Origin of the sequence: Rahnella sp. CG8 (assembly GCF_023701875.1) — a bacterium.
In the GTDB taxonomy this organism is placed as follows: Bacteria; Pseudomonadota; Gammaproteobacteria; order Enterobacterales; family Enterobacteriaceae; genus Rahnella; species Rahnella aceris.
Genome location: NZ_JABAED010000035.1, coordinates 1 through 24,302, shown reverse-complemented (window position 1 = coordinate 24,302; position 24,302 = coordinate 1). Strand labels below are relative to the sequence as shown.

25 protein-coding genes are annotated in these 24,302 nt (G+C 50.0%); 18 read left to right on the top strand and 7 right to left on the bottom strand.

What is annotated here, in order from left to right; translation table 11 throughout:
* The first annotated feature begins 8 nt into the window (after nt 1–8).
* Nucleotides 9–1,052: an AI-2E family transporter gene (locus HGO41_RS22680; RefSeq protein ID WP_037037317.1), complete on the top strand. Its 1,044-nt coding sequence runs from the start codon at nt 9–11 to the stop codon at nt 1,050–1,052.
* Nucleotides 1,053–1,159: 107 nt separating this feature from the next.
* A complete protein-coding gene (locus HGO41_RS22675; RefSeq protein WP_250981482.1) occupies nt 1,160–1,348 on the top strand; it encodes a hypothetical protein in 189 nt (62 codons plus the stop codon).
* Here the strand turns inward: HGO41_RS22675 and HGO41_RS22670 are convergent.
* From HGO41_RS22670 to pyrC, 5 genes are all read right to left on the bottom strand, one after another.
* Nucleotides 1,345–2,013 (bottom strand): LuxR C-terminal-related transcriptional regulator, encoded by a 669-nt coding sequence (locus HGO41_RS22670; protein WP_013576260.1) that lies wholly within the window; start codon nt 2,011–2,013, stop codon nt 1,345–1,347. The two genes, HGO41_RS22675 and HGO41_RS22670, sit on opposite strands and share 4 nt — an antisense overlap.
* A gap of 200 nt (nt 2,014–2,213) precedes the next feature.
* Nucleotides 2,214–3,329, bottom strand: a complete 1,116-nt coding sequence (solA, locus tag HGO41_RS22665) for an N-methyl-L-tryptophan oxidase (RefSeq protein WP_121020066.1) — start codon at nt 3,327–3,329, stop codon at nt 2,214–2,216.
* A gap of 144 nt (nt 3,330–3,473) precedes the next feature.
* Entirely contained in the window at nt 3,474–3,728 is a 255-nt protein-coding gene (gene bssS, locus HGO41_RS22660; protein ID WP_013576258.1) for a biofilm formation regulator BssS, read from the bottom strand.
* Nucleotides 3,729–4,074: 346 nt separating this feature from the next.
* Nucleotides 4,075–4,329, bottom strand: a complete 255-nt coding sequence (gene dinI, locus HGO41_RS22655; protein WP_013576257.1) for a DNA damage-inducible protein I — start codon at nt 4,327–4,329, stop codon at nt 4,075–4,077.
* 81 nt (nt 4,330–4,410) lie between these two features.
* Nucleotides 4,411–5,460: a dihydroorotase gene (gene pyrC, locus HGO41_RS22650; RefSeq protein WP_013576256.1), complete on the bottom strand. Its 1,050-nt coding sequence runs from the start codon at nt 5,458–5,460 to the stop codon at nt 4,411–4,413.
* A 223-nt stretch (nt 5,461–5,683) separates the two neighbouring features.
* On the opposite strand from pyrC, the gene HGO41_RS22645 reads away from it, so the two are divergent.
* The gene (locus tag HGO41_RS22645) at nt 5,684–5,971 is read left to right on the top strand and encodes a putative quinol monooxygenase (RefSeq protein ID WP_013576254.1); all 288 of its coding nucleotides are present in this window, start codon (nt 5,684–5,686) and stop codon (nt 5,969–5,971) included.
* 73 nt (nt 5,972–6,044) lie between these two features.
* Here the strand turns inward: HGO41_RS22645 and rne are convergent, their stop codons facing one another.
* Nucleotides 6,045–9,329 (bottom strand): ribonuclease E, encoded by a 3,285-nt coding sequence (gene rne, locus HGO41_RS22640; RefSeq protein WP_250981481.1) that lies wholly within the window; start codon nt 9,327–9,329, stop codon nt 6,045–6,047.
* Between the two features lie 600 nt (nt 9,330–9,929).
* Here rne and rluC point away from each other — a divergent pair.
* On the top strand, nt 9,930–10,892 hold the full coding sequence (rluC, locus tag HGO41_RS22635; protein ID WP_013576252.1) for a 23S rRNA pseudouridine(955/2504/2580) synthase RluC: 963 nt from the start codon (nt 9,930–9,932) through the stop codon (nt 10,890–10,892).
* Nucleotides 10,893–10,941: 49 nt separating this feature from the next.
* On the opposite strand, the gene HGO41_RS22630 is transcribed toward rluC, so the two are convergent.
* A complete protein-coding gene (locus HGO41_RS22630; RefSeq protein WP_013576251.1) occupies nt 10,942–11,535 on the bottom strand; it encodes a Maf family protein in 594 nt (197 codons plus the stop codon).
* A gap of 142 nt (nt 11,536–11,677) precedes the next feature.
* On the opposite strand from HGO41_RS22630, the gene yceD reads away from it, so the two are divergent.
* The 14 genes from yceD to ptsG all read left to right on the top strand — a co-directional run bounded on the left by yceD (nt 11,678) and on the right by ptsG (nt 24,185).
* Nucleotides 11,678–12,202 carry a 23S rRNA accumulation protein YceD gene (yceD, locus tag HGO41_RS22625; protein ID WP_013576250.1) on the top strand — a complete coding sequence of 175 codons (525 nt, stop codon included), beginning with the start codon at nt 11,678–11,680 and terminating at the stop codon, nt 12,200–12,202.
* A gap of 12 nt (nt 12,203–12,214) precedes the next feature.
* Nucleotides 12,215–12,382 carry a 50S ribosomal protein L32 gene (rpmF, locus tag HGO41_RS22620; RefSeq protein WP_013576249.1) on the top strand — a complete coding sequence of 56 codons (168 nt, stop codon included), beginning with the start codon at nt 12,215–12,217 and terminating at the stop codon, nt 12,380–12,382.
* Between the two features lie 48 nt (nt 12,383–12,430).
* A complete protein-coding gene (gene plsX / locus HGO41_RS22615) occupies nt 12,431–13,465 on the top strand; it encodes a phosphate acyltransferase PlsX (RefSeq protein ID WP_013576248.1) in 1,035 nt (344 codons plus the stop codon).
* A 6-nt stretch (nt 13,466–13,471) separates the two neighbouring features.
* Nucleotides 13,472–14,425: a beta-ketoacyl-ACP synthase III gene (locus tag HGO41_RS22610; RefSeq protein WP_013576247.1), complete on the top strand. Its 954-nt coding sequence runs from the start codon at nt 13,472–13,474 to the stop codon at nt 14,423–14,425.
* Nucleotides 14,426–14,443: 18 nt separating this feature from the next.
* Complete coding sequence (fabD, locus tag HGO41_RS22605) at nt 14,444–15,373, top strand: ACP S-malonyltransferase (RefSeq protein WP_013576246.1); 930 nt, start codon at nt 14,444–14,446, stop codon at nt 15,371–15,373.
* A gap of 13 nt (nt 15,374–15,386) precedes the next feature.
* Entirely contained in the window at nt 15,387–16,121 is a 735-nt protein-coding gene (gene fabG / locus HGO41_RS22600; RefSeq protein ID WP_013576245.1) for a 3-oxoacyl-ACP reductase FabG, read from the top strand.
* 153 nt (nt 16,122–16,274) lie between these two features.
* Nucleotides 16,275–16,511 carry an acyl carrier protein gene (gene acpP / locus HGO41_RS22595; RefSeq protein WP_015690190.1) on the top strand — a complete coding sequence of 79 codons (237 nt, stop codon included), beginning with the start codon at nt 16,275–16,277 and terminating at the stop codon, nt 16,509–16,511.
* 101 nt (nt 16,512–16,612) lie between these two features.
* A complete protein-coding gene (gene fabF, locus HGO41_RS22590; protein ID WP_013576244.1) occupies nt 16,613–17,854 on the top strand; it encodes a beta-ketoacyl-ACP synthase II in 1,242 nt (413 codons plus the stop codon).
* Nucleotides 17,855–18,080: 226 nt separating this feature from the next.
* Entirely contained in the window at nt 18,081–18,878 is a 798-nt protein-coding gene (gene pabC, locus HGO41_RS22585; RefSeq protein ID WP_112151609.1) for an aminodeoxychorismate lyase, read from the top strand.
* 17 nt (nt 18,879–18,895) lie between these two features.
* Nucleotides 18,896–19,921, top strand: coding sequence for an endolytic transglycosylase MltG (mltG, locus tag HGO41_RS22580; RefSeq protein ID WP_013576242.1), 1,026 nt, complete (start codon nt 18,896–18,898; stop codon nt 19,919–19,921).
* Nucleotides 19,911–20,561, top strand: a complete 651-nt coding sequence (gene tmk / locus HGO41_RS22575; protein WP_013576241.1) for a dTMP kinase — start codon at nt 19,911–19,913, stop codon at nt 20,559–20,561. The genes mltG and tmk overlap by 11 nt, the downstream gene beginning before the upstream one ends.
* A complete protein-coding gene (gene holB / locus HGO41_RS22570; protein WP_119261811.1) occupies nt 20,558–21,577 on the top strand; it encodes a DNA polymerase III subunit delta' in 1,020 nt (339 codons plus the stop codon). Before tmk ends, holB begins: the two co-directional genes overlap by 4 nt.
* Before the next feature lie 41 nt (nt 21,578–21,618).
* The gene (locus HGO41_RS22565; RefSeq protein ID WP_015690189.1) at nt 21,619–22,419 is read left to right on the top strand and encodes a metal-dependent hydrolase; all 801 of its coding nucleotides are present in this window, start codon (nt 21,619–21,621) and stop codon (nt 22,417–22,419) included.
* A 332-nt stretch (nt 22,420–22,751) separates the two neighbouring features.
* Nucleotides 22,752–24,185: a PTS glucose transporter subunit IIBC gene (gene ptsG / locus HGO41_RS22560; RefSeq protein ID WP_013576238.1), complete on the top strand. Its 1,434-nt coding sequence runs from the start codon at nt 22,752–22,754 to the stop codon at nt 24,183–24,185.
* The last annotated feature ends 117 nt before the right edge of the window (nt 24,186–24,302 follow it).

Genomic DNA, 24,302 nt, shown 5'->3' with positions numbered 1-24,302 from the left:
AGAAAGGCTTGCGTAAAACGATCGTGACAACTCAGGGTCTGAAAATTGTTGTAATGATGGCGATGCTGGTAGTGATCTTCGCGGGGATTAAATCTGCTGCAGATATCATCGTGCCCTTTATTCTGGCGCTGTTTCTGGCTTTCGTATTGAACCCGCTGATTGTCTTACTGGAAAAATGGCGGGTGCCCCGGGCACTCGCTGTTTTGCTGGTGGCAACGCTGGTTATTTGCATGATGGTTTTTCTGACCACCAAACTGCTGGTGACGCTCAATGAATTTGCCCGCACATTGCCACAATATCGCGGGCTTATTGTCGACAAACTCAGTGATATTGAGGCCTGGTTTCCGCAAAGCGAACTGACGTTATCTCCCGAGCAACTGGCCAGTTACATCGATCCGGCGGCGACGCTGAATATGGTCAGTAAGTTAATCAGCTATTTGTCCAACGCCATGGCCGGTCTGTTCTTACTGCTGATGACCGTGGCATTCATGCTGCTTGAAGTCCCGCAACTGCCCTACAAAGTGGAGCAGATGTCTGAGGACCCGGGCAAAGGAATGGCTAATATTCAGCGTGCCCTGGACAGCGTGACACGCTATCTGGTGATCAAAACGCTGATAAGTGTGGTGACGGGGCTGGCAGTTTGGGCCTTGCTGGCAGTTACCGGCATCCGTTTTGCGTTCCTGTGGGGGATGCTGGCTTTCGCCCTGAATTACATTCCCAATATTGGTTCTTTTATCGCGGCTATTCCGCCGATCATTCAGGCATTTTTGTTTAACGGTTTCAGTGAAGGGCTGATCCTGGCAGGGGGCTATATCCTCATCAATCTGATTTTCGGCAGCATTATTGATCCGAAAATTCTGGGGCGCGGATTGGGGTTATCGACGCTTGTGGTCTTTATGTCGCTGATATTCTGGGGATGGCTGATGGGGCCGGTCGGCATGTTGCTTTCGGTGCCGCTGACGATTGTGCTCAAAATAGCCCTTGAACCTACGGCGGCAGGTCACAAAATTGCCGTGCTTCTGGGCGATGGTCCGCCAGAACATAAAAGTTAGCTTTTCTCTTCAAAATGATGAGCAAACATTTCAATTTTTTATGCATTAAGCGAATCACTGAAAGCAGGATGTTTGTGATTTTTGTGGGAGTCGCGTGACGAGAAATTATGCTTGTCATTGGTGAGGCTGCTCAAGATGAGTCTGCTAACATTAAGTCCATCGTCGGCTTCTGTCGTCATAGTGCAACCTGGCGAGAGAGAAGGGATAAAAACAAGATATTTAAAAAGATGGGTGAAGAATATCATGATATAAAATGCCCTGAATTATCAGGGCATTTAGGATTTTTGCAGGTTTAGCTATAAGTTTTGTAAATCATCTGCAAGTCGTCTTTAATTTGTCGGCTGATTGGCGTGGCAGAAATATCATCAATGGGCCAGAATAAATACTTAATCAGATTGTAAATGAAACAAAATTCCAGCCGGTTACGGACTTTGATTTTCTGCGCCAGATGTCGTTTATGGACATATACCGTACGGCTGCTGATGTTTAATTTTCTGGCAATGCGGTAGTTCGGCATCTCAGACATCCAGTAGCTCATTACCAGAATTTCCTGATCGCTAAGTAACATTTTTGGCAAACCGAAGTTATTTATCGGCATAAATGCTTCGGGATCTGCTGCAATCTGCTGCAAGAGGGAGGTGAGTGCCTGCTTGTTGAGAATAGAGACTTCGCGGGTAACGGCAATCGGTGTTTCGGAATCCGGGTAACTGGCGTCAACGTAGCAGTATATTCGGGCGCTTTGACGAAATTCAAAAAAAGCTTTTAATTCCTCAGATACTTCTGCGTTATGGCAATGGTTTGTCATATTCACAAGAATAATATCAGGCTGAAATTCAGGAATTAGATTGAGGGAGTGAGAAATATTCACAGTGTCGATAATATCGAGGCTGTTATTTTCAATAAGATAAGAGAAAATTCCTAAACGCGTAAAACCACAGGGTTCAATTATACAAATTTTCATACCACGTCCTTGTCATGCGTAACATTACGCGCCGAAACCACTCCTGTGATTTCTGTATCCAGCATAGATTCTTTTCTATAATGCTGTCAATTCGTAAATTCCAGTCTATTGATCTTGTTCAAACTGAAATTGAAAAAATCGTATCGTTAATAAAATGATAACCCTCGATAAATATTCACGAGGGTTGAAATTATTTTACGTTAATTGAACCGCGTAAGAGAAAAGGGGGTGAGATCAAAAGGAATAGGATGATTGTTACCGAAGTGAGTAACTATTTCCCCTAATACGCTGGCGAATTTAAAACCGTGACCACTTAATCCCGAAATCACTAAGGTATTTTCTCTGCCCGGCAGGGTATCAATAATGAAATCTTCATCAGTCGTCATGTCATAAGTGCATGACGCACCACGCAAACTGACACCTACACCCGGCAGGAAATGGCGGAAGAAATTGAAGGACTCTGTGCCATCCTGACTGACGCTGCCGTAAGGTTTACGCTGCTCGGGTTCCGTTATCCATTGACCACCGTTATGTTTACCTAACTTAAGTTCATCCTTCACAGAGGGGAATCCGTAGTACTGATCGCCTTGCAGAGTTTCGAGCGTAAAGGCTGGAAAATGGTTTTCTTCACTGTAGCGGCCATCTGCATGGAACCAGGCAAACACCTTACGCAGAGGTTTCACGGGTAATTCCGGGAGGATTTTCGTGACCCAGGTTCCCGCCGTTACCACCAGTTTGGCCCCGCGGTAGACTCCGTCAATCGTTGATACTTCAATGCCATCATCCAGCCAGTTAATACTTTCAACGGGACAGTTGAATAATTGCGCACAGCCTGCTTCCCGTGCGAGACGAATGTATGCCGCAACCGCCATTTCACTTTGCAGAAAACCCGAGTTGGGTTCGTATACACCGCAATAGCCGTCCTGCAACGTGAACAGAGGCCACTTTTCGCGAATTTCAGCCGCACTGAGGGATTGTATGACGAGATTGTAGGTTTCTGCGCTGTTCTTAACGTTACCGATAAATTCAGAGTTTTCAGGACCAATATTCAGGACGCCGCTACGATGGAAAATCTTATCGCTGCTCAGTTCTGCCAGCTCATCCCAAAGCGTTTGAGCTCTCAGCAGCATTGGCACATAACGGGAACCTTCGCCGTAAGCGTGGCGGATAAGGCGCGTTTCGCCATGGTGACTGCCCGCCTGATGGGGTGGCATTGCGCTATCTATCATCAGCACTTTCAAGCCGGAACGGGTGGCGTAGTAGCCCGCGGCTGAACCGACCGAACCGCTGCCTACGATAATGAGATCGTAATCCATAATTCAAACGTTCCTGTGGTGAGAATTTTTAACAAACTGGCTACTGGCATGATAGAGAGTTTAAGGCGAAGAAGGCAAGCAGCGCGGAGGCAAAGAAAAAGGCACCAGGATAAATCGCTGGTGCCTCAGACTGGCAGGTAAAGATTAGTGTTTTCGGTGATCACTGTATTCGTACTCGTTAGATTCTATCTTTTCGATGCCGGCTTCAAGAATGTTAATGAGTTGCCGTGCAACGTCGGTAGTTAACCACAAGGTTCTGTCTACCTGAGCATCCTCGGGTGTCTGGTCTTTTGAAGACAGGTAATGAAGGCGTATCATCATGGCATCATAAGAGTCGACGGTACTGATATCCCAACCAACAAGCGGGTGTGTCTGAATAACTTCATCATTTCTGTCCATATAGACCCCTTATATTGTAGTGACTGACGTGAGTGACTATCTGAGGATCAAGGCGGCTCATTATCATGTGAGCAATTTCAGTATAAACAGATAAACCGATTTATGGAGTGATTTAAGCGTATTAAATTGTAAATAATTTGTGTTGATTATTTATTCAGCGGAATAATCTGAGATTAACTTAAATTTTATTTTTCAGAAGAGTCTGTTTTATGCAGTAAAAAAGAATAAAAAACCGGACTGCGACGCCCGGTGAAATACACCAATAGCCTTGCGGCGTGGTTTTAATAAACCTGATTATTATAGATAGGGAGTAAAAAGTGAATGGCTTTTCAGGGATTTCATCGGGTTACTCATCGTTCTGATTTGAGAACCAGTCATCAGCGCTTTCCCAGGTTTCCTGAAGAATTTCCTCGATAAGGTCACGGTCAGTTTTTGCGCCACCCAAAACGGACAGGCTATTTGCCCCCGCATAGCGGACCTGAATTTTATTTTCGCGGTCAGAAAACTGTTTGTTAATTCTTTTACTCAATTCACCTGATAACGCGTCCAGCGCGCCAGCAGGCAGAGGCTTGGTTTTATCGATTGTGACTTCAACACGCATAGGACCTCCTGAATAGATTTGACTGTATATTTATACAGTCAAATCATGATCAGTGCAATACACGCTTGTGAGAATTTGTATTTAGTTCGACGTCACTTTCCAGTTCAGTGTCTGACCTGCGAGGAATGGCACAACAGATTCATCGCCCAACGCAATTTCTTCCGGCTGCGTCACCGGTATACGAGACATTTCGATGAAGTCTTCATTGAGCGGCAGGCCATAGAAACGCGGGCCGTTAAGGGAGCAAAACGCCTCAAAGTGTTGCAGTGCATTCATTTCTTCAAAGACGGTCGCATAAGCCGATAACGCCAGTGGGGCATTGAAGCAACCTGCACATCCGCAGCTCGATTCTTTACGGTCTTTGGTGTGCGGCGCAGAGTCGGTACCGAGGAAGAAGCGATCCGCGCCGCTGGCGATGACCTCACGCAATGCTTCCTGATGAACGTTGCGTTTGAGAATGGGGAGACAGAACAGGTGAGGGCGCACGCCGCCAACCAGCATGTGATTGCGGTTGAACATCAGATGCTGCGGCGTAATGGTTGCACCCAGATACTGATTGCCGGAAAGAACATACTGCGCGGCTTCTTTGGTGGTGATGTGCTCGAAGACAATTTTCAATTCAGGGAACTGACGACGCACCGGATCCATCACTTCATCAATGAAACGGGCTTCACGATCAAAAATATCGACATGGTTGTGAGTGACTTCACCGTGGATCAGCAAAGGCATACCGATTTTCTGCATACGTTCCAAAACAGGGTAAATCATTTTGGTATCAGAAACGCCATGCTGGGAATTTGTTGTCGCGTTGGCCGGATACAGTTTTGCTGCTGTGAACACGCCTTGCTCGAAACCGCGGGCAATTTCTTCCGGATCCAGAGAATCGGTCAGATAGCAGGTCATCAGAGGGGTAAAATTATGTCCGACAGGCAACGCGGCCATAATCCGTTCACGATATGCTATCGCAGCCGCCACGGTGGTTACGGGAGGACTCAGGTTTGGCATGACAATCGCACGACCAAATACTTCACTGGTGAAAGGTAACACCGTGCTGAGCATTTGGTCGTCACGAAGGTGAATATGCCAGTCATCTGGACGGCGGATTTTCAAAACTTGCGGTGTTGCGGTCATCAGGCAAAACTCCGGCATTGAGAGACAAGATATTGGGATCAGGTGCGGTAATGGGAGCATTAACGGCGGGGAACAAGAATAAGCGTAAAAGCGATGTGTTGCATCTGTTAAATAAAGTTCGTATTGAAATCAATGTGTCGAAAGGTTCATAGTGGGGACAGATTTTAGTCAGAGTGCTTACCGGTTCGCCGCTAAGCATGACCAAAAAAACAGGAGAACCATTATGGAAATCAGAGTTGTTGCCACTATTGTCGCTAAAAAAGAGTTTACGGCAAAAGTGACAGAAGCGTTGCTTGACGTAATTGAACCAAGCCGACAGGAAGTAGGGTGCCTGCAATATGAGTTGCATCAGGATCTCGATACAGAAGGGACTTTTGTTTTCTACGAGCGATGGGCCTCTGAAGAAGCGCTGAATCAACACAACAAAACTGAACATTTCCAGCATTTTGCAAAAAGCCTGGAAGGTAAACTGGAGGAACTCACGATTCGCCGGTTGAAAAGTCTGGCCTGATGAGATTGAATCTTCAACAGTTTCTATAAAAAAACCCGCCGAGGCGGGTTTTTTTAGACTGAGTGGTCAGCGATTACTCGGCTGGCATCTCAGGTTTGGTGGCCGGGGCTGTTGCAGTGGTGGCTGCCGCATGGCCGCCTGCAGAGCCCTTACCCTCAAAGTTGAACTCAGGACGAATCCAGTCACTGTGACGAGGTGGCTCTGGCACATAGGCAGGTGCTGGCGCCTTCGTCATTGGCGCGGTTGCGAGGTGCTTGAAGCGAGGTGCAACAACCGCAGCTTCAGTACTTGCCGGAGCGGCTGCGACTGGCGCAGTTTCCACAGCAGGTTTAACTTCAGCAACAGGTTCAGCTTTCACTTCGGGTTCGGCGACTGGCGCAGGTGCCTGAACTTCAGATGCAGCGAGAACATCTGTGGGTTCAACGATCGCAGGCTCGAGCGCTTCTGGCGCAACATCAACCACAGGTGTTTCTGCAACAGGTTCAGCTGTTACCGGTTCGACCAGCACTGGCTCGTCGGCTACAGGCTGTGCAACGTCTGCTGCTGCGATTTCGGCCGGCACCTCTTGTGGTGCAGCGTCAACAACATCATTGACAGGCTCTGCGACTGGCTGTTGCGTAACTTCAGTGATGTCAGATATGACCGGTGTATTCGCCTGTGCAATCTCGACCTGCTCAGTCAGCACTTCAGGAGTTTCTGTTTCAGTAACCTGTTGTTCAGAGGACTGAGCAACCGGATAAGTGACCCAGACTTTACCCGAAGCCATTTCCGGAGAAACGAACGCACCTGCAAGTGGCATTGGTGACTGGGTCGGATAACGCTCATCACGATAACGACGACGACGTTGGCCGCTTACACGCAGATGGCGTGGAGAACGACGTGAACGACGTGGCATGCCATTTTCACGGGCGTTGTCATTCTGATTATCTTCGCTATCAGCAACGTTTGCGGTTTCAGCATCAGAAGGTTCCTGCTCAGCAATCGCTGGCGCCGCAGGGCGAGTGCCGGTGATCAATAACTGAGCTGCAGCTTCTTCTTCATGATCTACTTCTGCTTCAGATTCGAAACGGATTTTATGCGACAACTGACGACGCTGACGGCGCTGAGTTGGCTGACGATCTTCCTGCTCAGTGTCATCGGCAACCACCGGAGCAGCAACTTGTTCGACAACTGCGACATCCTGAACTTTCTCTTCAGTTTGTGGTTTACGCTTGTCTTCAGAACGGCGACGCGAACGTTCACGGCGAGGCTGTTGCTGCTGTTCTTCACGAGCGACAGTTTCAACTTCTTCGCTACGGGTTTCGGTAACAACCTGTTCCTGATTACGGCGGCCACGGCGCTGCTGATCATCACGCTGTTCGCGATTATTTTCGCGGGTATCACGGCTTTCACCACGATTATCACGATTGTTGTCACGACCTTCGCCACGTTCACCACGATTACCGCGGTCATTGCGCTCACCGCGTTCTCCGTTGCGATCACGACGTCCGCCCTGGCGGCGTTGATTACGGCGTTCGTTGTTACGACGGTTTTCCGTTTCAGTAGCTTCCGGCGTCTCTTGCGGTGCTTCAACAGGTTTAACTTCCTGCTGTGGCTCCGGTGCGAACAAGCTTTTCAAACCACTCAGAAGGCGGCTGACAAACCCTGATTTCTCAGCAACAGGTGTCGCAGGCGCATTAACTGTTGCCGTTCTGGTTTTAACCGGTTCTTCGGTCACTGCTGCCTGCTCAAAGCTGGATGGAGGCGCTTCGCTTTGCAGCGCAAACGCAGCCAGTGCCGGTTGCTCAGGACGACGACGTTCAGTCGGCAACTCTTCTGAAGGTTGCAGCATTTCCGCTTCATGAATCTGTGGCAGCAAATAGCTCAGTGCAGAAATTTCTTCGCCTTTACGAACGCGAAGAACATGGTAGTGCGGAGTTTGCATCTGATCGTTAGGCACGATCACTGCACGCACACCACCCTGACGTTTCTCGATGGCATTCACCGATTCACGTTTTTCGTTCAGCAAGTAAGAAGCGATTGGCACCGGAACGATGGCATGCACTTCTTTAGTATTTTCTTTCAGTGCTTCTTCTTCGATCAAGCGCAGAATCGACAGTGACAGAGATTCGTTGTCACGGACGGTACCAGTACCTGCACAACGCGGGCAGATATGGTGCGTTGATTCACCCAATGACGGGCTGAGGCGCTGACGGGACATTTCCAGCAAACCGAAACGGGAAATGCGACCGATTTGAATACGGGCGCGGTCCTGACGAACGGCATCACGCAGACGGTTTTCTACTTCGCGCTGATGGCGAACAGGTGTCATGTCGATGAAGTCGATAACAATCAGACCACCGAGGTCACGCAGGCGTAACTGACGGGCAATTTCATCTGCAGCTTCAAGGTTGGTGTTGAATGCGGTTTCTTCGATATCGCCGCCGCGGGTTGCACGCGCGGAGTTGATGTCGATAGCGGTCAGCGCTTCGGTGCTGTCGATAACAATAGAGCCACCGGAAGGCAGACGGACTTCGCGCTGGAAAGCGGATTCAATCTGCGATTCGATTTGGTAATGACTGAACAGCGGAATTTCGCCAACATACGGCTTAATTTTGCTGCTGAAATCAGGACGACCCAGAGCAGCAATATGTTCTTTTGCCAGCTCGAGGACTTTCGGGTTATCGATGAGGATCTCACCGATGTCCGGGCGCAGGTAATCACGAAACGCACGAACGATAACGTTGCTTTCCTGATGGATCAGGAATGGCGCAGGGCGGCCTTCAGCGGCTTTCTTGATCGCATCCCAATGCTTAAGACGGAAAGTCAGGTCCCACTGCAGAGCTTCTGCGGATTTACCGACACCGGCAGTACGCACAATCAGTCCCATGCCATCAGGCAGTTGCAGGGAAGACAAGGCTTCTTTCAGTTCAGTACGGTCATCGCCTTCAATACGGCGGGAAATACCCCCTGCGCGTGGATTGTTTGGCATCAGAACCAGATAACTACCGGCCAGACTGATAAACGTCGTCAGTGCTGCGCCTTTATTTCCACGCTCTTCTTTATCTACCTGAACAATGACTTCCTGGCCTTCGCGCAACACATCTTTGATGTTCGGGCGGCCATGGGAAGAATAATTGCTTGGGAAATATTCGCGGGAAATTTCTTTCAGAGGGAGGAAACCATGTCGTTCCGCGCCGTAATCTACGAATGCTGCTTCCAGACTTGGCTCAATGCGGGTGATTTTACCTTTGTAAATATTCGCTTTTTTCTGCTCATGGCCCGGACTTTCAATATCCAAATCATACAGCCGCTGTCCATCTACGAGGGCAACGCGCAACTCTTCTTGCTGAGTTGCGTTAATCAACATTCTTTTCATCTTAACTTACTCATTATTATTCCATTATTGACAGAGCTGCGGGCAAAATGACCTCATGACCGGATAAACCGTTGGCCCCGAGTCTTCTCGCAAATCGTCAACCTCACGGCTGTCGCTTGCATAGGGGCGCATTATTTCGGTAAGTCTGCTTTTGCTGTATTAAAGACACCAGCGTTGTGAAAGCAGCACTTTTATTAGGGGAATAGCTTCTGAATTTGCGTTAACAGATCTCATTCCATTCGCCGGCCAAGCTGCAACCCGCAGCCCGCTAATTGCTTGATTTCACATTACGTCTTACGCCATTGCTGCGTTTTTGTGCGATCAGGCAAATCTATAATTCCTGCGTTTTCCCTAACTTAAGAGAAACAACGCCGAAAGTGACTTCATTATTCCATTGCAGGCACTGTGATAGCAAGGTGACTTTTCCCAAGCAGGTAAGATATTTACCTCAATGAGAGATGCGCCGCATTGTCAGAACCTGAGCTTTCTTAAAAAACAGGGGGAGTGAGAAGGTTTTCCTGTGCTGTTACTGGTAAAGTAAAAGTTAAGCACATAAAAATCAGTGGCGCGAACCGTGCCGGATATTTAGAATCGCGAGCCATGAAAACTGAGAATCCAACTGTACAATTAATCCCCATTTCTGACGACGAAGCTGGTCAGCGTATCGACAACTTCTTACTTAAAATCCTTAAGGGCGTGCCGAAGAGCATGATCTATCGCATCGTGCGTAAGGGTGAAGTGCGGGTAAATAAGAAAAGAATTAAGCCGGAATATAAATTAATTGCCGGTGATGAAGTGCGTGTCCCGCCCGTTCGTGTTGCTGAACGTGATGAAGCGCCTGTTTCTGCAAAGCTGGATAAAGTCGCCGCGCTGGCGGATTGCATCTTATATGAAGACGATCATTTGCTGATCCTTAATAAACCTTCCGGCACTGCCGTACACGGCGGCAGTGGTTTAAGTTTCGGCGTGATTGAAGGCCTGCGTGCGCTGCGTCCGGATGCTCGTTTTCTGGAACTGGTTCACCGTCTGGACCGTGATACTTCCGGTGTTTTGCTGGTCGCCAAGAAACGCTCTGCACTGCGTTCCTTACATGAGCAACTGCGTGTGAAAAGCATGCAAAAGGATTATCTGGCGTTGGTCCGGGGTGAATGGCCGTCACACTGCAAAGTCGTGCAGGCCCCTTTACTGAAAAATATTCTGCAAAGCGGCGAACGTATTGTCAGGGTTAATGCCGAAGGCAAGCCTTCAGAAACGCGCTTCAAAATTGAAGAACGTTATGAGTTTGCAACTCTGGTTAAAGCCAGCCCGGTGACCGGCAGAACCCATCAGATCCGCGTACACGCATTGCATGCCGGACATCCGATTGCGTTTGATGACCGCTATGGTGAGCGTGATTTCGATGCAAAACTGTCCGGAACAGGCCTCAATCGTTTATTCCTGCATGCGGCGGCGTTGCGTTTTGAGCATCCGAACACGGGTGAGACGATGCGTATTGAAGCACCGATGGATGCCAAACTGCGTAACTGCCTGAAAGTTTTACGGGGTAAAACGACAGCACGTTAAAGTGCGAATAGTAAACAGAGGCGCACAGAGTGCGCCTTTTTTATTCCTTTTATAGCAACGGATTGATGCCTTCCTGACGCAACAAGGCGAGCAGGGCAATAAGAGGCAACCCAATCAGCGTGTTCGGGTCGCGTCCTGCCAGACTGTCGAAAAGTGTGATCCCCAGTCCTTCGCATTTAAAGCTCCCGGCACAGTCATAAGGTTGTTCGCGATGCAAATAACCGGTAATTTCTTCATCAGTTAATGACCGGAAGGTCACGTCAAATGTTTCACATAAAGTCTGCGCCGTTTGTGTTTCGCCGTTATACAGGCTCAGGCCGGTGTAAAACGTCACTGTCTTGCCACTGGCAGCACGCAACTGGTGGAATGCGTTATCAAACGTGTGCGGCTTGCCGGTTATTTTTCTGTCAATCACGCAGACCTGATCAGAACCGATTATCAGGTGTTCAGGATACAAAGCTGCAAGCACGCTGGCTTTGCTGTAAGCCAGACGCTGCACCAGTTCGGCGGGTTTTTCGTCCCGACCCGGCGTCTCATCAATGGCGGGTGAGGCGCAGGAAAATACCAGGCCGGCTTTATCGAGAAGGGCCTTGCGGTAAACCGATGTTGAAGCCAGAAGTAATTTTTTTTGATGTGCTGACATAATTTTTTTTCACAAAGCGTAGCGTTATTGAATCGCACATTTTAAACTGTCGGCCGCTGCGGAAGCGAATATTGGTGAAAGGTGCGGTTTTAAGGCCTTTTTCTTTGACTCTCTGTCGTTACAAAGTTAATATGCGCGCCCTATGCAAAAAGTAAAATTACCCCTGACCCTTGATGCGGTTCGCACTGCCCAGAAGCGTTTAGACTATACAGGTGTCTATACTGCTGATCAGGTTACGCGTGTTGCCCAATCAGTGGTCAGTGTGGATTCTGATATACAAACCTCTTTGTCGTTTAATATCGACAACCAGCGTCTGGCTGTGATTACCGGCCACTCCGATGTTGCTGTCACTCTGGAATGCCAGAGATGCGGTAAGACGTTTGAACATCAGGTTCACACAACATATTGTTTTAGTCCTGTCCAGAATGATGAACAGGCTGAGGCATTACCGGAAGCGTACGAGCCGATCGAAGTCGATGATTTTGGCGAAGTTGATTTGCTGGCAATGATTGAAGACGAAATTATTCTTTCACTGCCTGTCGTGCCGGTACATGAATCTGAACACTGTGAAGTGTCCGAAGCGGACATGGTATTCGGTAAACTGCCTGAAGAGGCGGAGAAACCAAATCCATTTGCCGTATTAGCGAGTTTAAAGAAAAGTACTTAAGGAGTAAGGTCCATGGCCGTACAACAGAATAAACCAACCCGTTCTAAACGTGGCATGCGTCGTTCACATGATGCTCTGACCACTTCCACTCTGTCTGTGGACAAGACTTCTGGTGAAACTCACCTGCGTCACCACATCACTGCCGACGGTTTCTACCGCGGTCGCAAGGTAATCGGCTGATATTTGTCTGCAACTTATTCACGTGATAAGTGCTGGCAAGGCGATACCTTGACTCGTCTAACCATCGCGTTAGATGTAATGGGCGGAGATTTCGGTCCTTCCGTCACAGTGCCTGCTTCATTGCAGGCACTGATCTCTAATTCTGAATTAGACCTCCTTCTGGTCGGCGATCCCGACGCAATCACACCTTTCTTAGCCAAAGCCGATCCTTCTTTAACAGAGCGAATTCGGATAATTCCTGCTGAATCAGTTATAGCCAGCGATTTACGCGCGTCGCAAGCTATACGGGCCAGTAAAGGAAGCTCGATGCGTGTGGCGTTGGAACTGATCAAGAGTGGTGATGCACTGGCGTGTGTCAGTGCCGGGAATACCGGCGCACTGATGGGATTAGCCAAGCTGGTTGTCAAGCCGCTGGATGGCATTGAGCGCCCGGCGTTGATGAGCGTGCTACCTAACCAGCAACGTAGTAAAACTGTGGTGCTGGATCTGGGCGCCAACGTTGAGTGCGACAGCACGATGTTGGTCCAGTTTGCCGTGATGGGGGCTGTGATGGCCGAACAGGTGGTGGGGATCACGAATCCCCGCGTTGCCTTGCTCAATATCGGCGAAGAGGAAAGCAAAGGGCTGGATAATATCCGTGAAGCCGCCGCGATTTTAAAAAATACCGCACTAATCAACTATATCGGTTATCTTGAAGGTAACGACCTTCTGACCGGTAAAACAGATGTGATGGTGTGTGACGGCTTTGTGGGTAACGTTACGCTCAAGACCATGGAAGGTGTAATAAGGATGTTTTTGTCACTGTTAAAATCCTCGGGAGAGGGTGGCAAGAAGGCCTGGTGGTTGAAATGGTTAGGTCGGATTCTGCAGAAAAAATTGCTAAAGCGTTTTAGCCATCTCAATCCCGACCAGTATAATGGCGCATGTTTGTTAGGATTACGGGGCATCGTTATTAAAAGCCACGGCGGAGCAAACCAGCGTGCGTTTGCTGTTGCTATCGAACAGGCTGTGCAGGCGGTGCAGCGGCAAGTCCCTCAGCGGATTGCCGCGCGCCTTGAAGCTGTATTACCCAAGAGTGACTGATCGTACATGTATACAAAGATTCTCGGTACGGGGAGCTATTTGCCCGTGCAAGTTCGGACTAATGCCGACTTAGAAAAAATGGTGGATACCTCCGACGAGTGGATCGTCACACGTACGGGTATTCGTGAACGTCGTATCGCTGCACCGGATGAGACTGTGGCCACAATGGGCCTGCACGCTGCTGAAAAAGCACTTGAAATGGCCAGCGTCAGCGCAAGCGACGTAGGTTTGATCATTGTTGCAACAACCTCATCTTCACATGCATTCCCGAGTTCAGCCTGCCAGGTGCAGAATATGCTCGGCATCAGGGATTGCGCAGCGTTCGATCTGGCGGCGGCATGTGCAGGTTTCACCTATGCGCTGAGCGTTGCCGATCAATACATTAAAAACGGTGCTGTAAAATACGCGCTGGTGATTGGATCTGATGTGCTATCCCGTAAACTCGATCCTGAAGATCGTGGCACGGTGATCCTCTTTGGAGATGGCGCTGGCGCAGTATTGCTGGGAGCTTCCGAAGAGCAAGGCATCATCTCCACTCACATGCATGCCGATGGTCATTACGGTAATCTGTTGACGTTGGCGTACCCTAGCCAGTCAGAACCAGAAAAACCTGCTTATGTCACTATGGCAGGTAATGAAGTCTTCAAAGTCGCGGTGACTGAGTTGGCGCACATTGTTGATGAAACCCTGACGGCAAATAATCTCGACCGCTCCGCTCTTGACTGGCTGGTGCCACATCAGGCGAACCTGCGCATCATCAGCGCAACAGCGAAAAAGCTGGGTATGGGCATGGATAAAGTCGTTGTTACGCTCGATCGTCATGGCAATACGTCGGCGGCTTCGGTGCCTGCAGCACTTGACGAAGCTGTCCGTGACGGCAGAATTCAGCGCGGGCAATTAGTGTTGCTCGAAGCATTTGGCGGTGGCTTTACCTGGGGCTCGGCGCTGGTACGTTTTTGATTTAACAGGATGATAAAAATGACAAAAATAGCGGTGGTTTTCCCTGGTCAGGGTTCTCAGACACTCGGTATGCTGGCTGATTTAGCCGCTGCGCATCCGGTGGTTGAAGAAACATTTGCCGAGGCTTCTTCGGCACTGGGGTACGATTTATGGCAGTTGGTGCAGCAGGGGCCGGCTGAAGAACTGAACAAAACCTGGCAGACGCAACCGGCATTGCTGGCCGCTTCTGTCGCCATATGGCGCGTATGGCAGCAACAGAATGGCACTCAGCCTGTTCTGATGGCTGGCCACAGTCTGGGTGAGTATTCCGCTTTGGTTTGTGCTGGTGTACTGGATTTTAAACAGGCGATTTCTCTGGTTGAACTGCGCGGTAAGCTGATGCAGGAAGCCGTTCCGGCCGGAACTGGCGCGATGTATGCGATCATTGGTCTGGATAATGATGCCATTGCCAAAGCTTGTGAAGAATCTGCACAGGGTCAGGTTGTTTCTCCGGTGAACTTTAACTCGCCTGGTCAGGTTGTGATCGCGGGTAACAAAGAAGCCGTAGAACGCGCTGGTGCAGCATGTAAAGAAGCCGGTGCAAAACGTGCTCTGCCTCTGCCTGTCAGCGTACCTTCACATTGTGCACTGATGAAGCCAGCCGCTGAAAAGATGGCGATTGCGCTCGAAAATGTCACTTTCAATGCGCCACAGTACTCTGTCGTGAATAACGTTGACGTGAAAGTCGAAACGTCTCCTGAAGCGATCCGCAGTGCGCTGGTACGTCAGTTGTACAGCCCGGTTCGCTGGACTGAGTCTGTCGAATACATCGCTGCACAAGGCGTAGAACAGTTATTAGAAGTGGGACCAGGTAAAGTGCTGACCGGTCTGACCAAACGTATTGTTGACACCCTGACGGCTGCCGCTGTGAATGACACGGCAAGTCTGGCAGCGGCGCTTGAACAGTAATAAGAGGATGAGTATGAGCTTCGAAGGCAAAATTGCACTGGTTACCGGTGCCAGCCGTGGTATTGGCCGCGCAATCGCAGAAAAACTGGTTGCTGGTGGCGCGAAAGTGATCGGCACTGCGACCAGCGAGAAAGGCGCAGAAGCGATCGGCGAATATTTAGGCGAGAATGGCAAAGGTATCATGCTCAATGTGGTTGATTCTGCATCTATTGAGCAAGTATTGGCGACGATTCGAGCTGAATTTGGCGAAATTGATATTTTAGTTAATAATGCCGGCATTACCCGTGATAACCTTCTCATGCGTATGAAGGATGATGAGTGGCAGGATATCCTGGATACGAACCTGACTTCAGTGTTTCGGCTGTCAAAAGCTGTCATGCGGGCTATGATGAAGAAACGGTGTGGACGGATTATTACAATTGGTTCCGTTGTTGGCACCATGGGTAACGCAGGGCAGGCGAATTACGCGGCGGCTAAAGCTGGCTTGATTGGTTTTAGTAAGTCTTTGGCACGTGAGGTCGCTTCACGTGGCATTACTGTCAACGTCGTCGCTCCTGGCTTTATTGAGACGGATATGACAAGGGCGTTGACAGATGATCAACGCGCAGGCATTTTGTCATCAGTTCCAGCCAACCGGTTGGGCGATGCCAAAGAAATTGCCAGCGCCGTTGCTTTTTTAGCCTCTGACGAGGCCAGCTACATCACGGGTGAAACATTACATGTCAATGGCGGCATGTACATGATTTAAAAATTACGAAATTATTTGCGTTTTTTGCGGTAAAAACCGCAAAATAGAGCAAATTCGTGGTTTGAACAGCCTGGATTTAGTTGCATCTTTTTCAACATTTTATACACTACGAAAACCATCGCGAAAGCGAGTTTTGATAGGAAATTTAAGAGTATGAGCACTATCGAAGAACGCGTTAAGAAAATCATCGTTGAACAGCTGGGTGTTAAACAGGAAGAAGTAGTGAATGCTGCATCTTTCGTAGACGACCTTGGCGCTGATTCTCTCGACACCGTTGAGCTGGTTATGGCTCTGGAAGAAGAGTTTGATACCGAGATCCCTGACGAAGAAGCTGAAAAAATCACTACTGTTCAGGCAGCAATTGATTTTATCAACGCTAGCCAACAGTAAGCGTACATGCTTTAAGTTTAGATAGTTAGGCGGTCATTTGACCGCCTAAGTTTTTTTTATCCCACGGTATTACTACTTTTTTCCCTCCCTGGAGGACATACGTGTCTAAGCGTCGAGTTGTAGTGACTGGACTGGGCATGCTGTCTCCTGTCGGCAATACTGTAGAGTCCACTTGGAACGCTCTCCTTGCCGGTCAGAGTGGCATCAGCCTGATCGACCATTTTGATACTAGTGCCTACGCAACGCGTTTTGCTGGCTTAGTAAAAGATTTTAACTGTGAAGACTTCATCCCGCGCAAAGATGCCCGCAAGATGGATGCCTTTATTCAGTATGGTATTACTGCCGGTATTCAGGCGATGCAAGACTCCGGGCTTGAGGTAACTGCTGAGAACGCGCCACGCATTGGTGCGGCGATCGGTTCCGGTATCGGTGGGCTTGGTCTGATTGAAGAAAACCATTCCTCATTGGTTAACGGCGGACCCCGCAAAATTAGTCCTTTCTTCGTTCCATCCACTATCGTCAACATGATTGCAGGTCATTTGAGTATCATGTTCGGGTTGCGTGGGCCGAGTATTTCTATTGCAACAGCCTGTACTTCTGGGGTGCATAATATTGGTCATGCAGCACGTATCATCGCTTATAACGATGCCGACGTGATGCTGGCAGGCGGCGCGGAAAAAGCCAGTACCCCGTTGGGCGTCGGTGGATTCGGTGCAGCACGCGCGCTTTCAACGCGCAATGACAATCCTCAGGCGGCGAGTCGTCCGTGGGATAAAGATCGTGATGGTTTCGTACTGGGTGACGGCGCAGGTATTATGGTGCTGGAAGAGTACGAACATGCCCGTAAACGCGGTGCAAAAATTTATGCTGAAATTGTCGGTTTTGGCATGAGCAGCGATGCTTACCATATGACATCACCGCCGGAAGATGGCGCGGGTGCGGCATTGGCGATGGAGAACGCACTGCGTGACGCGGGTGTTTCTGCGGCTCAGATTGGTTACATCAACGCACACGGCACCTCGACTGCGGCGGGTGATAAAGCCGAAGCCCAGGCGGTTAAATCCGTCTTTGGTGCTGATGCGCATAAAGTTATGGTCAGCTCGACAAAGTCGATGACCGGCCATCTCTTAGGCGCAGCGGGTGCGGTGGAGTCCATTTTCACCTTGCTGGCATTACGCGACCAGGCGGTTCCGCCGACCATCAATCTGGATAATCCGGATGAAGGTTGTGATCTGGATTTCGTCCCTCACGAAGCGCGCCAGGTTAAAGATATGCAGTATTCCTTGTGCAACTCGTTCGGTTTCGGCGGTACCAATGGTTCGCTGGTATTCCGTAAGATCTGATCCCGCACAAGCTGTGTTTGTGAAGGCCCGTTAATCGGGCCTTTTTGTTGTCTGAATTAAAGCGAAGACTGAATACAACAATGCGTAAACGGGATGCGTGTTCCTGCTGGCAGCGCGTGTCAATACGATAAAGTAAGAATGCTCTCCTTGATGCGACAGACCGGCTCACGCAGGCTCTGCTGTCAGAGAATCGTGACCATAAGCTCCAGAACCGGAGGAAGTAACCATGTGGATTAATGGTGTGGCGGCCGCGATGTTGTCGGCAAGTGACCGTTCAGTGCAGTTTGGCGACGGTTGCTTTACCACAGCCAGGGTGTCAGACGGTGTGATTGTGTTTCTGGCCGGGCATATTCAGCGTCTGCAACGTGCTGCGTCGGTACTGCGGATTGAAGGTGTGGACTGGACGGCTCTGGAACAGGAAATGGTTCTGGCTGCCGGACAGCAGAAAGAGGCAGTGGTTAAAGCCGTCGTGACGCGCGGGCAGGGCGGCCGAGGTTACAGCGCCGCAGGTTGCTCTGCGCCGACGCGTATTGTTTCTGCGTCTGATTATCCGGTGCATTATCACGCGTGGCGGCAACAGGGCGTGAAACTCGCGCTGAGCCCGGTCACACTGAGTAAGAACCCGTTGCTGGCCGGAATAAAACATCTTAACCGGCTGGAACAGGTAATGATCCGCATGCATCTTGACCAGACAGATGCCAATGAAGCGCTGGTGGTTGACACCTCGGGCTGCCTGGTGGAATGCTGTGCGGCAAATTTATTCTGGCGTAAGGGAAATCAGGTGTTTACTCCGGATTTATCGCAGTCCGGCGTTGATGGTCTTATGCGTCAGCACGTCATCCGCGTACTTGAAGCGACATCCCCCTGGGTTGTGAACATCGTCAGTGAATCTGCGGAAACATTATCAGATGCTGACGAAATCCTGATTTGTAACGCCCTGATGCCCGTTCTGCCGGTGAATCAGGTCGATGACAAATATTACATTTCACGGCGTTTGTGCGATTTCCTGCTCCAGAGCTGTTAAGAAAAAGTGATTAAACAATGACAAACAAAAAGACCAAAATCTTCGCCCTCATTGCCCTGATTCTGTTAGGGCTGGCGACGTTTGCCTATCAAAAAGTAAAACAGTTTGCGGATCGCCCGATCAATGTCAGCAGCGAAACTATCTTTACCCTGCCCGCAGGCACGGGACGCGTGGTGCTGGAAACACTGCTAATTGACAAAAAACTGATGAAGCCCAATCCGTGGTTTCCGTGGTTATTACGTTTAGAACCTGAACTGAGCGAGTTTAAAGCTGGTACTTACCGTTTTGAAAAAGGCATGACAGTACGTCAGATGCTTGAGCTGCTGAAAAGCGGTAAAGAGGCCCAATTCAGCGTTCGTTTTGTAGAGGGCTTTAAGCTCAGCGACTGGATGAAAGTTCTGGATAAATCAGAGTATCTGAAGCATGAACTCAGTGGTAAAAGTGGCGAAGACATTGCCGCCGCGCTGGGCGCAACGGACACCAAAAATCTCGAAGGCTGGCTGTATCCGGATACTTACCATTACACTGCGGGCATGACCGATTTATCTCTGCTCAAACGTGCTCACGTAAGGATGGAAAAAACGGTGGCGGATATCTGGAAAGGCCGCATGGATTCTCTGCCGTATAAAACACCTGCTGATATGGTCACCATGGCGTCGATCATTGAAAAAGAAACTGCAGTTAAAGATGAGCGCCCTGAAGTCGCTTCAGTATTTATTAACCGCCTGCGTATTGGTATGCGATTGCAAACCGATCCGACGGTGATTTACGGGATGGGTGATAAATACACTGGCAACATCACCAAGAAAGATCTGGAAACGCCGACTCCGTACAATACCTACGTGATCACCGGCCTGCCGCCGTCGCCAATTGCGATGCCGAGCGAAGCCTCACTGCAGGCCGCCGCGCATCCGGCGAAAACCCCGTATCTATACTTTGTCGCAGACGGCAAAGGCGGGCATACTTTCAGCACCAACCTTGAGAACCATAACAAGGCGGTTCGTGTGTACATAGAGGCGCTTAAGAATAAGAATGAAAAGTAACTTCATTGTGATTGAAGGCCTTGAAGGGGCAGGGAAAACTACTGCTCATGACGTGGTCGTCAATGCTCTGCGTCAGCACGGCGTGGGCGAAATCGTCTTCACCCGTGAACCGGGTGGAACGCCGCTTGCTGAGAAATTACGCGATTTATTCAAACGCGGCGTCGATGGCGAAAAACCTACCGTGAAAGCAGAAGTACTGATGCTTTATGCCGCCCGTGTTCAGCTGGTCGAAACGGTAATTTTGCCTGCACTGGCGCGTGGCGCGTGGGTTGTCGGGGACCGGCATGATCTTTCTTCACAGGCCTACCAGGGCGGTGGTCGCGGGATTGATGCCAAACTGATGACCTCCTTGCGTGATACCGTCCTGGGTGATTTCCGTCCTGATTTGACGCTGTATCTTGATCTGCCTCCGGCCATCGGATTGCAACGCGCCCGTGCCCGTGGGGAACTGGATCGTATTGAGCAGGAAGCGTTGCCTTTCTTTGAGCGTACGCGTACGCGTTATCTCGAACTTGCTGCCGGAGACAGCCGCATCAAAACCATCGATGCCTCCCAATCCATTGAGCAGGTCACCGCTTCCATCGAGCTGACGTTGAAAAACTGGTTCGATGAGCAGGTTTTACAAGGCAACGCATCATGAACTGGTATCCGTGGCTCAGTGGCCCGTACAGACAACTGGTCGGGCAATATCTGACGGGGCGTGGCCACCACGCTTTGCTGATGCATGCGGCTGCGGGGATGGGTGATGAGGCGCTGGTGTATGGTCTGAGTCGATGGTTGCTGTGCCGGCATAAGGACGGGGAAAAAAGCTGCGGAACCTGCCACAGCTGCCAGCTGATGATTGCCGGAAACCATCCTGACTGGCATATTCTCCAGCCTGAAAAGGGCAAAAACTCTCTGGGCATCGACCCGGTGCGTCAGCTTATTGAAACGCTGTACAACTATTCGCAACAGGGCGGCGCAAAAGTTGTATGGATCCCTCAGACAGAGATGCTGACCGAAGCAGCGGCCAATGCCTTGCTGAAAACGCTGGAAGAGCCGCCTGCTGGCACTTATTTCCTGCTCGGTTGCCGGGAGCCTTCGGCTTTACTGGCGACGATCCGCAGTCGCTGCTTCTACTGGCATCTGCCGGTGCCTGAAGAAACGCTGGCGGTGCACTGGATAAACCGCCAGCTCAGCGCGGATCCGGTCGCGATTAAAACCGCCCTGCGTTTGGCCAACGGCGGGCCATTATCGGCCATTGAACTGTTGCAGCCGGAGCGCTGGAAACAACGCGTGGCGCTTTGCCAGCAGCTTTACGTTCAGTGCCAGCAGCAGGATATGCTTTCTCTGTTGTCTCAGCTTAATCATGAGGATGCCGCTGAACGCCTGTACTGGCTGGCGACGTTACTGCTGGATGCTGTCAAATGGCAGCAACATGCCGGGCAGTTCATCATTAATCACGATCAGCAGCCGCTGATTGCTTTGCTGGCAGGCGCGCAGTCTAACGCATCTCTGCAACAGTCGGTTACGGCGTGGATGCACTGCCGTCAGCAATTGATTTCCATCGTGGGGGTAAACCGCGAACTGCTGCTGACAGAACAGCTGCTGGAATGGGAACAAATGCTTCAGGGGGCGGTTTCCTCGTCAGTTTTCAGTTCCGCGCTATCGCGCTGATATACTCTTTATCTTCAACATACCGCAACGAGTTAATTATTATGTTTTTAGTCGATTCCCACTGCCACCTCGACAGCCTGGATTACAACGAGCTGCATTCAGGCGTGGACAGTGTGCTGGAAAAAGCCCGCGAACGTGATGTGAAATTTATGCTGGCCGTCGCAACAACCCTGCCGGGCTATCGGGCAATGACGCAGCTGATTGGTGATCGCCCGGACGTGGCATTTTCCTGCGGTGTTCATCCGCTGAATATCGACGATGGTTACGATTTCAACGAGCTGCGTGAGCTTGCCGCCAGCCCGAAAGTGGTGGCGATGGGGGAAACCGGTCTGGATTATTTTTATCAGAAAGAAGCGCATCAGCTGAAACTGCAGCAGGACTCTTTCCGCGAGCACATCCGTATTGGCCGCGAGCTGAACAAACCGGTGATCGTCCATACCCGTGATGCCCGCCAGGATACACTGGATATTCTCAAAGAAGAGAAAGCAGGGGAGTGCGGTGGTGTACTCCATTGCTTTACCGAGGATTTGCCGACCGCAAAATTCCTGCTCGATCTGGGTTTTTATATCTCTTTCTCCGGAATTGTGACTTTCCGTAATGCCGATGCGCTGCGTGAAGTGGCACGTTACGTCCCGCTGGATCGTCTGCTGGTAGAAACTGATTCGCCATACCTGGCACCGGTTCCGCATCGCGGAAAGGAAAACCAGCCTGCTTATGTGCGTGACGTTGCCGACTACATGGCAGTGCTCAAAGGCGTGAGCGTGGAACAACTTGCCGAAGCCACGACAGCCAACTTTTCACGATTATTTCACATCGATTCTTCTTCCCTGATGTCACTTTAGGCCAGGTCATATTCTCTGTATTTATTTTTCACCTCGTAATTAATCCTCTGAATGAGGTATTTTGGCACCGTTTTAGGCGGTGTCAGGGGGCTTTTATTCGGATTTTATGTTGATAAATGGTGTCTTTTAAGACGCTCTTACTGCATTTTTCAGAAAAACGTGACTGCCATCAAACATTAACAAAGGGAATTATTTTACCCTGCGTAAAAATTAAAAGGGGTGCTCAGACACCCGACAGCAAAAGGTTCGCAACACTTTTGCAAAGCGGTTAGTTATCAGGCTAAACCGCAATAAGTATCAAAAAGAATCATTACTCAGGAGCACAATCAATTATGTTTAAGAACGCGTTTGCAAACCTTCAAAAGGTCGGTAAATCGCTAATGCTGCCAGTATCCGTACTGCCAATCGCAGGTATCCTGCTTGGTGTCGGTTCTGCAAACTTTAGCTGGCTGCCACTGATCGTTTCTCATGTTATGGCCGAAGCCGGTGGTTCAGTCTTCGCTAATATGCCTTTGATCTTTGCTATTGGTGTTGCCTTAGGCTTCACTAACAACGACGGTGTTTCTGCACTGGCGTCCGTTGTGGCATATGGCATCATGGTGAAAACCATGGCGGTTGTGGCTCCACTGGTTCTGCATTTGCCCGCTGAAGAAATTGCAGCCAAGCATCTGGCCGATACCGGCGTACTGGGCGGTATCATCTCCGGTGCGATTGCGGCTTACATGTTCAACCGTTTCTATCGTATCAAGTTGCCAGAATATCTGGGCTTCTTCGCCGGTAAACGTTTTGTTCCGATCATCTCTGGTCTGGCTGCGATTATCCTGGGTGTGGTTCTGTCCTTCATCTGGCCGCCAATCGGTACAGGTATCCAGACCTTCTCACAATGGGCGGCTTACCAGAACCCGGTCGTGGCATTCGGTATCTACGGTGTGGTAGAACGTGCACTTGTTCCGTTTGGTCTGCACCATATCTGGAACGTTCCATTCCAGATGCAAATCGGTGAGTACGTGAACTCTGCAGGTCAGGTGTTCCACGGCGATATCCCACGTTATATGGCCGGTGACCCAACTGCAGGTAAACTGTCAGGTGGCTTCCTGTTCAAAATGTACGGTCTGCCAGCCGCTGCGGTTGCTATCTGGCATTCAGCGAAACCTGAAAATCGTGCAAAAGTCGGCGGCATCATGATTTCCGCTGCCCTGACTGCGTTCCTGACCGGTATCACTGAGCCAATCGAATTCTCCTTCATGTTCGTTGCGCCGATCCTGTACGTGATCCACGCGATTCTGGCCGGTCTGGCATTCCCAATCTGTATCCTGTTGGGTATGCGTGACGGCACCAGCTTCTCGCACGGTCTGATCGACTTCATCGTTCTGAGTGGTAACAGCAGCAAAATCTGGCTGTTCCCAATCGTAGGTGCGGTGTATGCGGTTGTTTACTACAGCATCTTCCGTTTCCTGATTGCGAAGCTGGATCTGAAAACACCTGGTCGTGAAGACTCTACCAGCGAAACCACCGCGCAGGGCGGTTCTGAAATGTCCGCCTCTCTGGTTCAGGCTTTCGGCGGCAAAGACAACATCACTAACCTTGATGCCTGTATTACCCGTCTGCGCGTCAGCGTAGCGGATGTCTCCAAAGTCGATCAGGCTGGCCTGAAAAAACTGGGTGCGGCAGGTGTGGTGGTTGCAGGTTCTGGTGTTCAGGCCATTTTCGGTACCAAGTCTGACAACCTGAAAACCGATATGGACGAGTACATGCGTAGCCATTAATGGTGAGCAATGTCTGGTTCTGAGAAAGGAGGCTTCGGCCTAATGCCGATCGTTTAAGGATCAGTTGACCGATCCGGTGGCTCGTGTAAAAAGGGTTCATGCTCATCATGGACCCTT

Coding starts and splice junctions, on each gene's coding strand:
- HGO41_RS22645 (WP_013576254.1), top strand. CDS start 5,684: ATGGAAATCAGAGTTGTTGCCACTATTGTCGCTAAAAAAGAGTTTACG.
- pyrC (WP_013576256.1), bottom strand. CDS start 5,460: ATGACCGCAACACCGCAAGTTTTGAAAATCCGCCGTCCAGATGACTGG.
- solA (WP_121020066.1), bottom strand. CDS start 3,329: ATGGATTACGATCTCATTATCGTAGGCAGCGGTTCGGTCGGTTCAGCC.
- holB (WP_119261811.1), top strand. CDS start 20,558: ATGAACTGGTATCCGTGGCTCAGTGGCCCGTACAGACAACTGGTCGGG.
- HGO41_RS22675 (WP_250981482.1), top strand. CDS start 1,160: ATGCTTGTCATTGGTGAGGCTGCTCAAGATGAGTCTGCTAACATTAAG.
- HGO41_RS22630 (WP_013576251.1), bottom strand. CDS start 11,535: ATGTCAGCACATCAAAAAAAATTACTTCTGGCTTCAACATCGGTTTAC.
- yceD (WP_013576250.1), top strand. CDS start 11,678: ATGCAAAAAGTAAAATTACCCCTGACCCTTGATGCGGTTCGCACTGCC.
- bssS (WP_013576258.1), bottom strand. CDS start 3,728: ATGGACAGAAATGATGAAGTTATTCAGACACACCCGCTTGTTGGTTGG.
- rpmF (WP_013576249.1), top strand. CDS start 12,215: ATGGCCGTACAACAGAATAAACCAACCCGTTCTAAACGTGGCATGCGT.
- mltG (WP_013576242.1), top strand. CDS start 18,896: ATGACAAACAAAAAGACCAAAATCTTCGCCCTCATTGCCCTGATTCTG.
- HGO41_RS22670 (WP_013576260.1), bottom strand. CDS start 2,013: ATGAAAATTTGTATAATTGAACCCTGTGGTTTTACGCGTTTAGGAATT.
- rluC (WP_013576252.1), top strand. CDS start 9,930: ATGAAAACTGAGAATCCAACTGTACAATTAATCCCCATTTCTGACGAC.
- acpP (WP_015690190.1), top strand. CDS start 16,275: ATGAGCACTATCGAAGAACGCGTTAAGAAAATCATCGTTGAACAGCTG.
- HGO41_RS22565 (WP_015690189.1), top strand. CDS start 21,619: ATGTTTTTAGTCGATTCCCACTGCCACCTCGACAGCCTGGATTACAAC.
- dinI (WP_013576257.1), bottom strand. CDS start 4,329: ATGCGTGTTGAAGTCACAATCGATAAAACCAAGCCTCTGCCTGCTGGC.
- HGO41_RS22610 (WP_013576247.1), top strand. CDS start 13,472: ATGTATACAAAGATTCTCGGTACGGGGAGCTATTTGCCCGTGCAAGTT.
- fabD (WP_013576246.1), top strand. CDS start 14,444: ATGACAAAAATAGCGGTGGTTTTCCCTGGTCAGGGTTCTCAGACACTC.
- pabC (WP_112151609.1), top strand. CDS start 18,081: ATGTGGATTAATGGTGTGGCGGCCGCGATGTTGTCGGCAAGTGACCGT.
- ptsG (WP_013576238.1), top strand. CDS start 22,752: ATGTTTAAGAACGCGTTTGCAAACCTTCAAAAGGTCGGTAAATCGCTA.
- rne (WP_250981481.1), bottom strand. CDS start 9,329: ATGAAAAGAATGTTGATTAACGCAACTCAGCAAGAAGAGTTGCGCGTT.
- tmk (WP_013576241.1), top strand. CDS start 19,911: ATGAAAAGTAACTTCATTGTGATTGAAGGCCTTGAAGGGGCAGGGAAA.
- fabG (WP_013576245.1), top strand. CDS start 15,387: ATGAGCTTCGAAGGCAAAATTGCACTGGTTACCGGTGCCAGCCGTGGT.